Raw genomic sequence first — 15,178 nt, 5'->3', positions numbered from 1 at the left:
AACCCAAATCATGCCAACGCCCCTCGTCGTCTCCGAAGTCTCGAAGAGCTTCACCATGCACCTGCGCGACGGCATCAGGCTGCCTGTCGTCTCGGATGTCGCCTTCTCGGTATCTGCGGGTGAATGCGTCGTGCTCGGCGGCCCCTCGGGCATCGGCAAGAGCTCGCTGCTCAAGATGATCTACGGCAATTATGCCGTCGACACCGGTCAGATCCTCATTCGCCACCACGGGCGGATCGTCGATCTCGCCTCCGCCGATCCACGCACCGTGCTCACCGTTCGCCGCAATACGCTCGGCTATGTCAGCCAATTCCTGCGCACTGTGCCGCGCGTGGCGACAATCGACGTGGTGGCCGAGCCGCTCGTGGCGCGCGGCGAAGATGTCGTCGTTGCACGGGAAAAGGCAGGCGCCCTGCTCGCCAGGCTCAACTTGCCGGAAGCGCTGTGGCAGCTGCCGCCCGCCACCTTCTCCGGTGGCGAGCAGCAGCGCGTCAACATCGCCCGCGGCTTCATCACCGAGCATACGATCCTGCTCCTCGATGAACCCACAGCCTCGCTCGATGCGAAAAACCGCGCCGTTGTCGTCGGCATGATCGCGGAGAAGAAGAAGGCGGGCGTCGCCCTTCTCGGCATCTTCCACGACGAGGAAGTGCGCGAGGCCGTCGCCGACCGCATCCTCGACGTCCAGCAGTTCTCTCCTCGGAAGATCGCCGCATGAGCCGCCAGTTGGGTACCGAGCCCTATATCCACGAAACGGCTGATGTCAGCGACTCTATCTTCGGGCGCTACACCGAGGTCTCAGAACGCTGCCGCATTAGCGAAGCCACCTTCGGCGACTATTCCTACATCATGCAGGACGGGGCCGTCTGGTGCGCGACGATCGGCAAGTTCGTCAATATCGCCGCCGCCGTGCGCATCAACGCCACCAACCATCCGACCTGGCGCGCGACCCTGCATCATTTCACCTATCGCGCCGCCGACTACTGGCCCGACGCCGACATGGAGACGGACTTCTTCGCCTGGCGGCGCGCAAACCGGGTGACGATCGGCCACGACGTTTGGATCGGCCATGGTGCGACCATCTTGCCCGGCGTCAAAGTCGGCAACGGCGCCGTCATCGGTGCCGGCGCCGTCGTATCGAAGGACGTTGCGCCATACACGATCGTCGGCGGTGTGCCGGCCAAGCTCATCCGCGAACGTTTCCCGAAAGAGATCGGCGAACGCATGGACAGACTTTCCTGGTGGGATTGGCAACACGACCGGTTGCGCCTGGCTTTGCAAGATTTCCGCAACTTAAGCGCGGAAGATTTTCTGGTCCGCCACGAGGGCTAGACACCGCCTCCGCAGCGCGGAGATTTGTGACACTTCTTACATAAATCTGACATTTGAGGTTCATCAAGCGGGACTAATGCGGTGCTGACCAAGGCCTGAAGTGCAAGGGACCAGCATGATGTTCGAGCTGAAGGATGTCACCCGTCGTTTCGGAAAAAAGCTCGCCGTCGATGCCGTGACCCTCACCATTCCCCAGGGTCAGATGGTCGGCATCATCGGCCGCTCCGGCGCCGGCAAGTCGACGCTGCTGCGCATGATCAACCGCCTGCAGGAGCCGAGCTCCGGCTCCATTCATTTCGCCGGCGTCGAGGTCTCCGGGCTTCGCGGCCAGGCATTGCGCAACTGGCAGCGCGACTGTGCGATGATCTTCCAGCAGTTCAACCTGGTGCCGCGCCTGGACGTTCTCACCAATGTCATGCTCGGCCGCCTCAATCACCGCCCGACGCTTCTGAGCCTCCTCAACATCTTCACCCGCGAGGAGCGCGTGCATGCGATCGCGGCACTCGAACGGCTCGGCATCGAGCAGACGGCGCTGCAGCCGGCCGGCACGCTTTCCGGCGGCCAGCAGCAACGCGTGGCGATCGCCCGCGCGCTGATGCAGAACCCGAAGATGGTGCTCGCCGACGAACCGATCGCCTCGCTCGATCCGCTGAACGCCAAGATCGTCATGGATGCGCTGCGCGACATCAACGAGCGCGAGGGCATCACCGTCATCACCAATCTGCATACGCTCGACACCGCCCGCAACTATTGTGAGCGCATCGTCGGCATGGCCGGCGGCCGCGTCGTCTTCGACGGCAAGCCCTCGGAGCTGACGGCCGAAGCAGTGAAGCAAATCTACGGCACGGACAAGGACGGCGCCGGCATCGACGAAACGATGACCTCGACCTCCATCAATATCGCTCCCGAGGGCGCCAACAATCAATCCGTCGGCGTCCAGCCGCTGGCGTTGGCTGGTCTCTGACAGAGGCGGCCGCGATCGAACGCCCGCGTTAAGGGCACACTTCTTCGTAACGGGAAGGCCGGAGACACCGGTCAATAGGAGAGAACGCATGTTGAAGAAAGCACTCTTTGCGGCAACGGCGCTGTTTGCGCTCGCCGGCGCCGCCAATGCCGCAGACCTCAAGGAATTCCGCATCGGCATCCTTGGCGGCGAAAATGAAACTGACCGCCTGCGCAACTATGCCTGCCTCGCCGACCACCTGAAGCAGGAATTCGGCTTCGAGAAGGTCTCTCTCTTCCCGGCCGCCGACTATGACGGCGTTATCCAGGGCCTGCTCGGCGGCACGCTCGACTTCGCCGAACTCGGCGCTTCCGGTTACGCCTCCGTCTACCTGAAGGATCCGAAGGCTGTTACGCCGATCCTGACGACGCAGCAGAAAGACGGTTCGACGGGTTATTACTCGATCGGCCTCGCACTGAAGTCCTCCGGCATCAAGACCATCAAGGACGCCAAGGGCAAGAAGCTCGGCTACGCCGATCCGGACTCCACCTCCGGTTACCTCGTGCCGCTGACGCAGATCCCGAAGGACACCGGCATGCCGAACGACAAGTTCTTTGCCTCGACCCAGTTCAACGGCGGTCATGAAAACAACCTGCTTGCCGCCTATGACGGCAAGGTCGATGTCGCCGTCGACGACTCGTCGGGCATCGGCGACTTCAAGGATGGCTACACTTCCGGCACGTTCCGCAAGGAAGTCGACAAGGGCGCCGTCGATCCGAACAAGCTCGTTGAAGTCTGGCGTTCGCCGCTGATCCCGAACGGCCCGCTGGTCGTGCGCAACGCTCTCGGCCAGGAGTGGCAGACGAAGCTCGCAGCCTTCTTCACGGCCCTGCCGGAAAAGGATCACAAGTGTTTCTCGGCTGTCGAAGGCGGCGACTACAAGGGCTACGCTCCCGTCAAGCACGACTTCTACAAGGCCGTCGTCGAAGTTCGCAAGGCGGCCATCGGCGGCTGATCGCCTTTTGAATACGGGGGCGGCTGACAACGGCCGCCCTTTGTTTGTTATCGCGCGGAGCGTCCATGACCATTGCCGACACACAGCCGCACATGCAGAGCACGCAGGAGATCGGCACCGCCTGGGACCGGATGGTCGCCAAGCGCCGCTTCTACACCGTGCTCGGCCTGGTTATCCTTATCGCGGCTTTCGTGAGCTCCGTCCGCTTTGCCGATGAGAGCAATGCCGGCCATTTCTTCGAACGCCTGCCGCACCTATTCGACTTCCTGAGCTGGCTCATTCCCAAGGATTGGAACGACGTCTGGCGCGCGCTCTTCGACATAGCGAGCGTCAACGACAAGGGCGGCGAGGAATTCAACTTCATCAAAGGCCGCGTCTATATCTGGGGAGACTTCTACATCCCGGAATATTTCGAGCTGATGATCGTCACGATCAACGTGGCGCTGATCTCGACTATCACCGCCTTCGTCTTTGCGGTGCCCTTGAGCTTCTTTGCGGCGCGCAACCTGACGAGTTCGTGGCCGCTGCGCGTCTTCACCAAGCGGCTGATGGAATTCCTGCGCGCCTTCCCGGAAATCGTCATCGCCGGCCTGTTTTCAGCGATCCTGTCGATCGGGCCGGTCGCCGCCATCATCGCCATCACCCTGCACACGATCGGCGCGCTCGGCAAACTCTTCTACGAGGTTGCCGAAAACATCGACATGAAGCCGCATGAGGGGATGAAGGCCGTCGGCGCCAACTGGTGGGAGCGGGTGCGCTTCGCCGTCCTGCCGCAAGTGCTGCCGAATTTCACCTCCTATGCGCTGCTGCGCCTGGAGATCAACGTGCGCGCCTCGACCATCATCGGCGCCGTCGGCGGCGGCGGCATCGGCGAAGAGCTGAAGCTTTCGATCTCGCGCGGCTTCGGCGCAAAAACCGTTGCCCTCGTACTCCTGTTGTTCGTGACGATCATCGCCGTCGACCAGTTCTCCGCCTGGCTGCGCCGCCGTCTCGTCGGCGAACACGCCTTCCTTCTGCAACATTGAGGCCGCCATGACGGTGATCGACGCAAACCGCATGCAAGAGATTGAAGCGCGCTATCCGGAATATTTCCACCGGTCGTTCCGCCAGCGTTTCGGCGGGCTGATGATCCTCATTGCGACCCTCCTCTACGGCCTCTACGCCGTCTGGTTCTTTGACCTGCCCAAGCTTCTTGCCGAAGCTCACTGGGAGCGCGTCGGCATCTATCTCAGCCAATGGGTGAGTTATGATGTGCAGCCGGACTTCCGCATCCAGGATGACGGCTCGATCGAGGTGCGTTATCCCCGCTTCTCGCCGCTCGGCGACAATCCGCATCCGGACTGGGTGGTCAACAATCCCGATGGCAGCATCACCGTTTCCGTCAGCGGCACCAGCCGCAGCATCACCGTTTCGAAGAGCGAAACGATCGTGACCGCACACGGCGTCAGCGTCCCGGTCAACGTTTCGAGCGGCGCGCCCGAGGTGGTCGGCCCGGTGCCGAGCTGGATGACGGTCTATGACGACAACGTGCTCGCTGATCTCGGCTTTGCCGGCGACGTCAGCATTTCCGTCGATCGCGTGAAAGTTCGCAAGCGTTTCCTCGGCTGGGCGAATTTCCTCTTCGACACGCAATCGTCATTCTTCGACAAGCCGGTCGGCGACGTCCTTGGCCTCATTGTCTCCGGCCCGCGCATCAAGCCCGACCAGTCCAACCTGTCGCTCGCTTTCGATGACATCTGGAACAACAGCGAATGGCAGCACGGCGACGTCTGGACCAAGCTTTTCCAGACGATCGTCATGGCCTTTCTCGGAACGCTGCTCGGCGCGCTTGCCGCCTTCCCGCTCGCCTTCCTGGCGGCACGCAACATCACGCCGAACCGCCTCTTGAACCAGATTCTCAAGCGCTTCTTCGATTTCCTGCGCTCTGTCGACATGCTGATCTGGGCGCTTTTCCTGACACGCGCCTTCGGCCCAGGGCCGCTTGCCGGCAGCGGCGCGATCTTCCTCACCGAGACCGGCACGCTCGGCAAGCTTTATTCCGAGGGGCTCGAGAACATCGACAACAAGCCGCGGGAAGGCATCAAATCGACTGGCGCCCAGACCGTGCTCGTCCATCGTTACGGCATCATGCCGCAGATCGTCCCCGTCATCGTCAGCCAGACGCTCTACCAGTGGGAGTCGAACGTGCGCGGCGCCACCATCATCGGCGCCGTCGGCGCAGGCGGCATCGGCCTCAAACTCTGGGAGGCAATGCGCACCAACGCCAACTGGGAAAACGTCGCCTATATGGTCATTCTGATCCTGATCGTCGTCTTCCTGTTCGACGCCGCATCGAACGCGCTGCGCCATCGGCTGATGGGCACGAATTCGCACTGAGCACTCGATGAAGGCCGGTGGCGGCGCGGCCGTCATCATCATTCTGTCACGGAAATCTTTTAGCCGGGAGCCTGCTTGCGGTTCGCCGCCAAATCACTGCACATTGCGCTCCCCTTTCGACGATCCCCAGGACAAAATCCTTGCGCTACGCTCTCTATTTTTCGCCGCCGAAGGATGACCCTCTGACCGGCGCGGCTTCGCTCTGGCTCGGCCGCGATGCGTTCAGCGGCAAAACCTATCCTGCACCCGCACATGAGACGCTGAGTGCGGCAGAGCAGTTCGAGCTGACTGCCGACCCGCGACGCTACGGCTTTCATGCGACGATCAAGGCGCCGTTTTCGCTTGCCGCTTCTGTCACCGAAAAGGATCTCATGGCCTTTGCCGAGGAGTTTGCCGCGCGCACGCCGGCTTTCGAGATTCCCGAACTGGTGCTTGGCCAGCTCGGCCGCTTCTTCGCCCTTGTTCCCGGCTCTCTTCATCAACCTCTTCAGGATTTCGCCGCGAAGGTGGTAAAGTCATTCGAGCCGTTTCGCGCGGCGCTCTCCGAAGCCGATATCATCAGGCGTAACCCGGAGAAGCTCAGCGAAAGCCAACGCGCCAATCTGCAGCGCTGGGGTTATCCTTACGTCATGGAGGATTTCGGCTTTCACATGACGCTAAGCGGCCAGATCCCGGAGACACGCGCCGAGGTGATGAAAGCGATTCTGACCGAGCGCTTTGCCGGTTTCACCGGCCGGCCGCTTTCGATCTCCGGTCTAGCCGTCTTCATCGAGGAGACGCGCGGCGCCCCGTTCAAAGTTCGTTCCTGGCTGCCCCTTGCCGGCGCCAAAAACTGAAAGACCTGACAATATGAGCAAAGAGACCGTCTTTTCCAACGCCCGCATCGTTCTCGAGGACGACATCCTTTCAGGATCGATCCTTATCCGCGACGGCAAGATCGCCGATATCTCTGAAAGCAATTCGGTAGCCGGTGAAGATTTCGAGGGGGATTACGTCATTCCCGGCCTTGTCGAACTGCATACCGACCATCTCGAAGGCCATTATCAGCCGCGTCCGGGCATTCGCTGGCACAAGACGGCTGCCGTCCAGGCGCATGACGCCCAGATCGTCACATCGGGCATCACGACGGTCTTCGACTGCCTGCGCATGGGCGCGGACGAGGATGGCGGGTTCGAACATGGCGAGATGCGAGAGATGGCCGACGCCATCCAATCGGCGGAGAAGGAAGGCAGGCTGCGCGCCGAACACCTCATCCACCTGCGCTGCGAGGTATCGGCCGACAATGTGCTTGAACATTTCGCCGATTTCGAAAATGATCCGCATGTGCGGCTCGTCTCGCTGATGGATCACGCGCCCGGCCAGCGGCAGTTCCAGACGATGGATCAATATATCTTCTACTACCAAAAGAAGCGTGGTCTGAGCGATGAGGCCTTTGCCCGTTTCGTCGCCAAGCGCCAGGCGGAATCGGCGCGCAATTCGACGCCACATCGAAACGCCATCGCCAAGGTCTGCGCCGAGCGCGGCATCACGGTCGCAAGCCATGACGACGCCACACTCTCCCATGTCGACGAGGCGATCGACAATGGCGTGCGCCTTGCCGAGTTTCCGACCAGCTTCGATGCCGCCCGGGCATCGCACGAGCACGGCATGAGCGTGCTGATGGGGGCGCCGAACATCGTGCGCGGCAAATCCCATTCCGGCAACATCGCCGCCCGCGATCTCGCCGAAATGGGCGTGCTCGATGTTCTGTCCTCCGACTACGTGCCGCTCAGCCTGCTGCATGCACCCTTCATCCTTGCCGACGAGGTGGAAAGCATTACCCTTCCGAAAGCGATCGCGATGGTGACGTCGACGCCTGCCCGCACTGTCAGCCTCAATGATCGCGGCCGGATCGCGACCGGGCTGCGCGCCGATCTCGTCCGTGTCCACCGCTCGCACGGCGTACCGGTAACACGCTCCGTCTGGCGCCAGGGACGCCGTGTCGCATGACGCCGCACGAACCCCATGCGGCTGCTGGAGCCGAACGCGGTATCATGGTCGTCGTCGTTGGGCCGAGCGGCGCCGGCAAGGACACGCTGATGAACCTCGCTGCGCGGCGTTTTTCCGGCCGCGACAATGTGCATTTCGCCCGCCGCGTCATCACCCGCCACCGCGATGCCGGCGGCGAGGATCATCTTTCCGTCTCCCTTCAAGGCTTTGCCGCCATGGAGCAATCAGGCTCCTTCGCCGTGTGGTGGGAGGCGCATGGCCTGAAATACGGCATTCCGGCCGAAGTCTCGGTGGCGCTGTCGAGAGGCCATATCGTCGTGGCCAACGGCTCGCGCTCGGCGCTTCACCGCTTCCAGGCCGCTTTCCCGCGGCTGAAGGTCATCAATGTCACGGCCCGTCCCGAAGTGCTCGCCAGCCGGCTGGAAGCGCGCGGCCGCGAGACACACGAGGACATCATGGCCAGGCTTGCCCGCGGCCCGCTGACCGTGCGCGGCGACTATGACGTGACGGAACTCGACAATAGCGGTTCGCTGGAAGAGGCCGAACAGAAGATGATCGCGATTCTGGACGAATTGCTGGCCGAAGTGCAGCGACCACAGTAGGGAGGCAGGATGCGCGCCATCAAAGTCGTCGATTACGACACTTCCTGGCCACTGCTCTTTGCCGCAATCAGCGCCGAGGTCTCCGTCCTGCTCGGTGATCTCGTGCAGTCCATCGACCACATCGGCAGCACATCTGTGCCTGGACTTGCAGCCAAGCCGAAAATCGACCTCGATGTCGTCGTGGTATCTGACGACGCCTTACCGGCAGCGATAGAATTGGTACGCGCTGCCGACTTCACCTTTCACGGTGACCCTCACGGAGACGGCCGCTGGGTCTTTACCCGTAACCGCGAGGCTTGCGGGTACAGGCTCTATGTTTGCCCGCCCGATAATCCCGTGCATCGGCAGCGCATCCTGTTTCGCAACTATCTCCGAGACCATCCCGCAAAGGCCAAGGCCTATGCCGACCTCAAACGCCGCCTGGCCGCGGAGGCGGACGGCGATTGGGATTTCTATACCGGCGGCAAGTCAGCCTTCGTCGAGGAAACGATAAGATTGGCTACGTTGAAAACATGAAACCGGAATGCGCCGCGCACTCCGGCCATCGTCGATCAATCGCCCTCGCCGCGTCCGGATACGATCTCGCGTTTGCCGACGTGGTTTGCCGGGCCGACGAGACCTTCCTTTTCCATCCGCTCCACCAGGGAGGCGGCTCTGTTGTAGCCGATGCCGAGGCGGCGCTGGATGTAGGAGGTTGAGCACTTCTTGTCCCGCATGACGACCTTGACGGCCTGCTGGTAGAGCTCGTCACCGTCCTCGGCGCCCATAGCACTCTTGTCGAAGACGGCGCCGTCTTCTTCATTCTCGACGTCTTCCTCCTCGTCGGCCGTGACCGTATCCAGATATTCAGGACGGCCCTGCGTCTTCAGATGCGCGACGACTTTTTCGACCTCGGCATCGGAGACGAAGGGGCCATGGACACGGGCGATGCGGCCGCCACCCTGCATATGCAGCATGTCACCCTGTCCGAGCAGTTGCTCTGCGCCCTGCTCGCCGAGGATGGTGCGGCTGTCGATCTTCGAGGTGACCTGGAAGGAAATGCGGGTCGGGAAATTCGCCTTGATCGTGCCGGTGATGACATCGACCGACGGACGCTGGGTCGCCATGATCAGGTGAATACCGGCGGCACGCGCCATCTGCGCCAGACGCTGGATCGCACCTTCAATCTCTTTGCCGGCGACCATCATCAGATCGGCCATCTCGTCGACGATGACGACGATGTAAGGCATCGGCGCAAGGTCTAGCTCTTGGCTTTCTTCGATCGGCGCACCGGTTCCCCTGTCGAAGCCGGTCTGAACCATGATATGGATGGTCTCGCCCTTTTCGCGCGCCTGGGAGACGCGGCCGTTATAGCCGTCGATGTTGCGCACGCCGAGGCGCGACATCTTGCGATAACGCTCCTCCATCTCGCGCACCGCCCATTTCAGCGCCATGACAGCCTTTTTCGGATCGGTGACGACGGGCGTCAGCAGATGCGGAATACCGTCATAGACGGAGAGTTCGAGCATCTTCGGGTCGACCATGATCAGCCGGCATTGCTCCGGCGTCATGCGGTAGAGCAGCGACAGGATCATCGTATTGATGGCGACCGATTTGCCCGAACCGGTGGTGCCGGCGACGAGCAGATGCGGCATCTTTGCGAGCTCGGCAATCACAGGCTCACCGCCGATGGTCTTGCCGAGGCCGAGCGCCAGCTTATAGCCGCTCTTGTCGAAATCCTGGCTCTCGATCATCTCCCGGAAATAGACGGTTTCACGGGTGACATTCGGCAGCTCGATGCCGATGACGTTGCGGCCCGGGACCACGGCGACGCGGGCCGAAAGCGCCGACATCGAGCGGGCGATATCATCGGCCAGGCCGATGACGCGCGACGACTTCACGCCGGGCGCCGGCTCGAATTCATAAAGGGTGACGACGGGGCCGGGGCGGACATGAATGATCTCGCCCTTGATGCCGAAATCCTCAAGCACGCTTTCCAGAAGACCGGCATTCTGCTCCAGCGTCTCCTGCGACATGATCTCGCCGAGACGTTCTGGCGGCTCCTGCAAAAGAGCGCGCGGCGGGAATTCATAACCTGATGCATCGATCTTTTCAGGCCTTGCCGCAAGGCGCGGCGACGGCAGGACTGCGGCGACCGGGGGCGTAGGCCGAGGCATAGAGGCGGCCTGAGGCGCTGGGGCTGCCTGAGGCATTGGGGCGGCCTGAGGCACCGCCGTGACCTGAGGCATCGGCGCAGTCTGGGGCGCGACCTGAGGCGCAGGTGCAATCGCCGCCTCGCGGGTACGCACGGGCCTTTCCAGGGACATCGCCGCCGGCGGGCGCAGAGCCGCCGGCGCGGGCGCTGCAGCCGGCAGCTGGACCGGTCGGGATGCGGCCTGAGCGGGCTTCAGCGCGCCCGGACGCCATTCCATGACGCGAAACAGCGAGGTGATCGATTCGGGCGCGGTCTCGATCTTCGGAAGAATGATCGAGGGCACGCGCACCGGTTCGCCCTCCTCGAACGCCATGACTTCCCAGAAGGCAAAATCGGAAATCGAAGACAGTTCGGAAGCGACGCGCAGGGTAGGAGCCTCCACCGCGGCGGCCGGCGGCTGCAGCGTCTCGATCTCAGCCTGCACTACGGCAGCTTCAGCGGGCTCCGGCAGATAGATATCGAAGGGCACGTCGACCGCGACCGGTTCTATCCGTATCGCCTGCTGTTCCGCTTCCGGTTCACTGCGAACGGGCTCGTTCGACGGGCGGCGGCGGCTGATCAGCGTTTCGGGCGTGCGGGTGAAGCGAACATTCGGCGCGAGCGAGAAGTTGCTCTGCCAGATCGGCGCCGGCGGCCTCTCGCCTGGATTTTCCTCCGGAAGCTCCGTTTCAATGCCGCTGGAAAAATCTGCGGCATCCGTCAAATTGGTTCTGGGAAAACGCATGCGTCCGCTACTCACTCATGCCTAACAAATTACGACCCTACCGGGATAGAAAAGGAAGGTTAATAAGTTCCTTCCAGCCGTATCGCTCCGGTACGGCCCGGGGAGGTACATGGTCGTGATTTCAACGAGTTAGGAGAAGCGGAAAAATCTTTTTCAGTTTGGGGAGGCGGTTAATGCGCCTCGTCCCAATTGGTGGCGGCGCGGGCATCGACCTTGAGCGGCACGCGCATTTCGAGCGCCGGCATCGTGGCGTTTTCCATGACCGAGACAATGACCGGCATCGCCTTTTCGACATCCTCGTCCTCGACCTCGAAAATCAACTCGTCATGCACCTGCAGCAACATGCGCACACGCTCGGCAAGACCGGCTTCGGCGAGCGCCGGCTCCATCTTGATCATCGCCCGGCGAATGACATCGGCCGCAGAGCCCTGGATCGGCGCGTTGATTGCCGCCCGTTCGTTGAAGGCGCGCACCGAAGGGTTGGAAGAGCGGATTTCGGGATAGTTGATGCGGCGGCCGAAGATCGTTTCGACATAACCCTTGTCTCGGGCCATTGCCTTGCGGCTTTCCATATAGTCGCGGATGCCGGGGAAGCGATCGAAATATTTTTTGATGTAGTCGCCGGCCTCCGAGCGTTCGATCGAAAGCTGGTTGGCGAGGCCGAAGGCGGAGATGCCGTAGATGATGCCGAAATTGATCGCCTTGGCACGGCGGCGCACTTCACCCGGCATGCCTTCGACCGGCACACCGAACATTTCCGAAGCGGTCATGGCGTGAATGTCGACGCCGTCCTCGAAGGCCTTAGTCAGCTGCGGGATCTCGGCCACATGGGCAAGTACGCGCAGTTCGATCTGACTGTAGTCGGCGGAAATCAGCTTGTGACCGGGCGTCGAGATAAAGGCGGTGCGGATCTTGCGGCCTTCTGCGGTGCGCACGGGAATGTTCTGCAGATTCGGTTCGGACGAGGACAGGCGCCCCGTGGTCGTCGAAGCCAGCGAATAGGAGGTGTGGACCCGCCTGGTCTCCGGATGGATATAGCCCGGAAGCGCGTCGGTATAGGTGGATTTCAGCTTGGTGAGCTGGCGCCAATCGACGATCTTGCGCGGCAGCTCGAAACCGGCGGCGGCGAGATCCTCGAGCACCGAAGCGGAGGTCGACCATTGTCCGGTCTTCGTCTTGCTGCCGCCGGCAAGGCCCATCTTGCCGAACAGGATGTCGCCCAGCTGCTTCGGCGAACCGATATTGAACCGCTCGCCGGCGAGCTGGTAGATCTCGTCTTCCAGGCGCGCCGCACCCTGAGCCAGTTCGCCGGACAGCCGCGACAGGATCTGCCGATCGACCGTAATGCCACGCGCTTCCATGCGCGCCAGCACCGGCAGCAGCGGCCGCTCCAGCCGCTCGTAAACACTGGTCAGCCCCGCCGCCGTCAGCCGCGGCTTCAGCACCAGCCAGAGGCGCAGCGTCACGTCGGCGTCCTCGGCGGCATAATGGGTGGCGCGGTCGATATCGACCAGGTCGAAGGTGACGTTCGCCTTGCCGCTGCCCGCCACATCCTTGTAGGGGATCGGCGTATGGCCGAGGAATTTTTCCGAGAGCGGATCCATGCCGTGAGCGCCGGTGCCGGCGTCGAGCACGTAGGAGATCAGCATCGTGTCGTCGAAACTCTTCGTCTCGATGCCATAGCGCTTCATCAAGAGGTAGTCGTATTTCAGGTTCTGGGCGACCTTGAGGACCGATTCGTCCTCCAGCAATGCCTTCAGCCGCGGCAAGGCGTCACCCATGGAAATCTGGTTTTCGGCCAGGCCGCCGCCGAGCAGATCGCCGACGCCATTCTTGTGGGCGAGCGGCACATAGGCGGCGCGAATCTTTGTGCCGGTGGGATCGCTGACATTGTCGGCGATCGCCATCGCAAAGCCGACAAGCTCGGCCTGCATCGCATCCAGCGACGTGGTCTCCGTGTCGAAAGCCATGAGGCCGGTGTCGCGCGCATCGGCGATCCATCGGTCGAGCGTCGCGAGATCGCGGATCGTCGCATAGTTCGAATGATCGAAGGGCAGCGCCGCAAAAGCCTCGGCCCGCGCCTTGGCGAGATCGGCCGGCGAAAAAGCGCCTTCGATACCGGCCTTTGCCTTCGCGCGAGGCGGCACGGGCACCGATTCGCCCGAAACGTCCGGTATGCCGCCGGCAACAGGCTCCGGCTCGGCCGCATCGAGATCAGGACCATGGGCCGCCTTGCCCCACTCGATCGGGACCACCGCCGGTTCGATGGTGCTCGCATCGCAATCGCAGACTTCGGCGACGCGTCGTGTCAGCGACGTGAATTCCATCGTCTTCAGGAAGCCGATCAGCTTCGGGCCGTTTTGCGGTTCCAGTACCAGCGCGTCGAGATCGAGATCGAGCGGCACATCGGTGCGCAGGCGGACGAGTTCGCGCGAAAGCCTCGCCATCTCGATATTGGCAAGGATCATCTCACGCCGCTTGACCTGCTTGATCTCGGTGGCGCGCTCGAGCAGCGTGTCGAGATCGCCATATTCCTCGAGGAGCTGGGCGGCTGTTTTCGGGCCGATTCCCGGAATGCCGGGAACATTGTCCACGGAATCGCCGGTCATCGCTTGCAGGTCGATCATCTTTTCCGGCGGCACGCCCCATTTCTCGATGACGTCGGGAATGCCGATCTGCTTGTCCTTCATGCTGTCATACATGTGGACGTTGGGGGTGACGAGCTGCATCAGATCCTTGTCGGAGGAAACGATGGTGACGTCGGCGCCTGATGCTTCGGCCTGGCGGGCGTAGGTGGCGATGATGTCGTCGGCCTCGAAGCCTTCGGTCTCGATGCAGGGCAGATTGAAGGCACGAGTCGCCTCTCTTATGAGGCCGAATTGCGGGATGAGCTCTTCCGGTGGGGCCGAACGGTTTGCCTTGTAGGCGTCGTAGAGATCCTTGCGGAATGTCTTAGCGGAATAGTCGAAAATGACGGCAAGATGGGTCGGCGTTACCCCTACATCGGTGTTGCGCGCATCCCTCAAGAGCTTCCACAGCATGTTGCAGAAACCGGAGACGGCGCCGACCGGAAGACCGTCGGTCTTGCGCGTCAGCGGCGGTAGTGCGTGAAAGGCCCGAAAGATGAAGCCGGAACCGTCGACTAGGAAGAGATGATCGCCTTTTTTCATGCGTGCATGGATAGCGCGGGCAGGAAACGAGGTCCATATAAAGTTCGGTGCGCCAAGAGCGGAAAGAATTTCCGCTCACCAAACTGTTACCGATTTGTAACGTACCGTGACCCTTGAAAAACCACATTCGTAGCTACAAATGCATGTCACCGGCGCTTGATCGCGTCGCGGGTCTGATTACCGGCTTGTCCCCCGCCGCATCAGGCTTGGACAAAGGCCTTATCCCCCTCTCCGGGCCTTTGTCCCCATTTTAAAGTCGCCATGGCCAACCTCCAGGTCATGGCGACTTTTGTTTTTCGGGTTCGCGCCGTTCTGATCGCAGCTTGCATTTTTTGCAGCATCCTCTGCGATTTGCTGCATTGTCTCCGGCACGGTTTTGAGCCTAACTTGCGATCATGGGATTTAACCGCATGGATTCGGGAGCTTACCTTGCCAGCCAGCTGGCGAAGGGTTTTGCCCGCTCGCTGCACCAGCGCGCGATAGGGCTTGGTTTCTCTCCCGGCCAGTTTCCCATCCTGCTGGAACTCTGGGCCGAGGACGGGCTGACCCAGAAACAGCTTCTCGACCGAGTCGCTATCGAGCAGGCGACCATGGCCAATACGCTTTCGCGCATGGTCCGCGACGGGCTGATCGAGCGCCGGCCGCATCCCTCCGACAAGCGGGCGCAGCTGATTTTCCTGACGCCGAAGGCGCGTGCAATGGAAGCTGAGGCGATCGAGACCGCGCGTGAGGCGGACCTCGCGCTGTTCAAAGGCTTTCGCGGATTCGAACGCGAGCTGACGCTCGAATATATCCGCCGGCTGCTGGAAAACGCCAAGACGCTCTGATCGAGA

General features: G+C 61.9%; 13 protein-coding genes. 11 read left to right on the top strand and 2 right to left on the bottom strand.

The features are described 5' to 3' along the window. The first annotated feature begins 10 nt into the window (after positions 1-10). The 10 genes from phnL to ACQ7C1_RS09475 all read left to right on the top strand — a co-directional run bounded on the left by phnL (position 11) and on the right by ACQ7C1_RS09475 (position 8,773). Positions 11-718, top strand: a complete 708-nt coding sequence (gene phnL, locus ACQ7C1_RS09520; protein ID WP_085776552.1) for a phosphonate C-P lyase system protein PhnL — start codon at positions 11-13, stop codon at positions 716-718. After that, positions 715-1,332 (top strand): DapH/DapD/GlmU-related protein, encoded by a 618-nt coding sequence (locus ACQ7C1_RS09515; RefSeq protein WP_430958107.1) that lies wholly within the window; start codon positions 715-717, stop codon positions 1,330-1,332. Before phnL ends, ACQ7C1_RS09515 begins: the two co-directional genes overlap by 4 nt. 118 nt (positions 1,333-1,450) lie before the next feature. Continuing rightward, positions 1,451-2,296 carry a phosphonate ABC transporter ATP-binding protein gene (gene phnC / locus ACQ7C1_RS09510; RefSeq protein ID WP_430958274.1) on the top strand — a complete coding sequence of 282 codons (846 nt, stop codon included), beginning with the start codon at positions 1,451-1,453 and terminating at the stop codon, positions 2,294-2,296. Between the two features lie 88 nt (positions 2,297-2,384). Further along, positions 2,385-3,290, top strand: coding sequence for a phosphonate ABC transporter substrate-binding protein (gene phnD / locus ACQ7C1_RS09505; RefSeq protein WP_085776549.1), 906 nt, complete (start codon positions 2,385-2,387; stop codon positions 3,288-3,290). A 65-nt stretch (positions 3,291-3,355) separates the two neighbouring features. After that, positions 3,356-4,315 carry a phosphonate ABC transporter, permease protein PhnE gene (phnE, locus tag ACQ7C1_RS09500; RefSeq protein ID WP_430958106.1) on the top strand — a complete coding sequence of 320 codons (960 nt, stop codon included), beginning with the start codon at positions 3,356-3,358 and terminating at the stop codon, positions 4,313-4,315. A gap of 7 nt (positions 4,316-4,322) precedes the next feature. Then, positions 4,323-5,666 (top strand): phosphonate ABC transporter, permease protein PhnE, encoded by a 1,344-nt coding sequence (gene phnE, locus ACQ7C1_RS09495; protein ID WP_430958105.1) that lies wholly within the window; start codon positions 4,323-4,325, stop codon positions 5,664-5,666. A 140-nt stretch (positions 5,667-5,806) separates the two neighbouring features. Continuing rightward, positions 5,807-6,502: a DUF1045 domain-containing protein gene (locus ACQ7C1_RS09490; RefSeq protein WP_430958104.1), complete on the top strand. Its 696-nt coding sequence runs from the start codon at positions 5,807-5,809 to the stop codon at positions 6,500-6,502. Between the two features lie 13 nt (positions 6,503-6,515). Beyond that, positions 6,516-7,655 (top strand): alpha-D-ribose 1-methylphosphonate 5-triphosphate diphosphatase, encoded by a 1,140-nt coding sequence (locus tag ACQ7C1_RS09485; protein ID WP_430958103.1) that lies wholly within the window; start codon positions 6,516-6,518, stop codon positions 7,653-7,655. Beyond that, a complete protein-coding gene (phnN, locus tag ACQ7C1_RS09480) occupies positions 7,652-8,257 on the top strand; it encodes a phosphonate metabolism protein/1,5-bisphosphokinase (PRPP-forming) PhnN (RefSeq protein WP_097600430.1) in 606 nt (201 codons plus the stop codon). Before ACQ7C1_RS09485 ends, phnN begins: the two co-directional genes overlap by 4 nt. Before the next feature lie 9 nt (positions 8,258-8,266). Next, positions 8,267-8,773 carry a GrpB family protein gene (locus tag ACQ7C1_RS09475; RefSeq protein ID WP_430958102.1) on the top strand — a complete coding sequence of 169 codons (507 nt, stop codon included), beginning with the start codon at positions 8,267-8,269 and terminating at the stop codon, positions 8,771-8,773. Positions 8,774-8,808: 35 nt separating this feature from the next. Here ACQ7C1_RS09475 and ACQ7C1_RS09470 read toward each other — a convergent pair whose 3' ends face one another. After that, entirely contained in the window at positions 8,809-11,175 is a 2,367-nt protein-coding gene (locus ACQ7C1_RS09470; protein WP_430958101.1) for a DNA translocase FtsK, read from the bottom strand. A gap of 170 nt (positions 11,176-11,345) precedes the next feature. Continuing rightward, the gene (gene polA, locus ACQ7C1_RS09465; RefSeq protein ID WP_430958100.1) at positions 11,346-14,345 is read right to left on the bottom strand and encodes a DNA polymerase I; all 3,000 of its coding nucleotides are present in this window, start codon (positions 14,343-14,345) and stop codon (positions 11,346-11,348) included. A gap of 410 nt (positions 14,346-14,755) precedes the next feature. Here polA and ACQ7C1_RS09460 point away from each other — a divergent pair, with 410 nt between their 5' ends. Beyond that, positions 14,756-15,172, top strand: a complete 417-nt coding sequence (locus ACQ7C1_RS09460; RefSeq protein ID WP_097600434.1) for a MarR family winged helix-turn-helix transcriptional regulator — start codon at positions 14,756-14,758, stop codon at positions 15,170-15,172. Positions 15,173-15,178: the final 6 nt, after the last annotated feature.

Origin of the sequence: Rhizobium sp. Nf11,1 (genome assembly GCF_050587665.1) — a bacterium.
Classification (GTDB): Bacteria; Pseudomonadota; Alphaproteobacteria; order Rhizobiales; family Rhizobiaceae; genus Rhizobium.
The sequence above is the reverse complement of the archived record's forward strand: the minus strand, read 5'-3'. Positions and strand labels throughout refer to the sequence as shown.

Bases quoted from the DNA above. Each gene is read 5' to 3' on its own strand.
- phnE (WP_430958105.1), top strand. From the start codon at position 4,323: ATGACGGTGATCGACGCAAACCGCATGCAAGAGATTGAAGCGCGCTAT.
- phnN (WP_097600430.1), top strand. From the start codon at position 7,652: ATGACGCCGCACGAACCCCATGCGGCTGCTGGAGCCGAACGCGGTATC.
- ACQ7C1_RS09475 (WP_430958102.1), top strand. From the start codon at position 8,267: ATGCGCGCCATCAAAGTCGTCGATTACGACACTTCCTGGCCACTGCTC.
- ACQ7C1_RS09515 (WP_430958107.1), top strand. From the start codon at position 715: ATGAGCCGCCAGTTGGGTACCGAGCCCTATATCCACGAAACGGCTGAT.
- phnE (WP_430958106.1), top strand. From the start codon at position 3,356: ATGACCATTGCCGACACACAGCCGCACATGCAGAGCACGCAGGAGATC.
- ACQ7C1_RS09460 (WP_097600434.1), top strand. From the start codon at position 14,756: ATGGATTCGGGAGCTTACCTTGCCAGCCAGCTGGCGAAGGGTTTTGCC.
- ACQ7C1_RS09485 (WP_430958103.1), top strand. From the start codon at position 6,516: ATGAGCAAAGAGACCGTCTTTTCCAACGCCCGCATCGTTCTCGAGGAC.
- phnC (WP_430958274.1), top strand. From the start codon at position 1,451: ATGTTCGAGCTGAAGGATGTCACCCGTCGTTTCGGAAAAAAGCTCGCC.
- phnL (WP_085776552.1), top strand. From the start codon at position 11: ATGCCAACGCCCCTCGTCGTCTCCGAAGTCTCGAAGAGCTTCACCATG.
- ACQ7C1_RS09470 (WP_430958101.1), bottom strand. From the start codon at position 11,175: ATGCGTTTTCCCAGAACCAATTTGACGGATGCCGCAGATTTTTCCAGC.
- phnD (WP_085776549.1), top strand. From the start codon at position 2,385: ATGTTGAAGAAAGCACTCTTTGCGGCAACGGCGCTGTTTGCGCTCGCC.
- polA (WP_430958100.1), bottom strand. From the start codon at position 14,345: ATGAAAAAAGGCGATCATCTCTTCCTAGTCGACGGTTCCGGCTTCATC.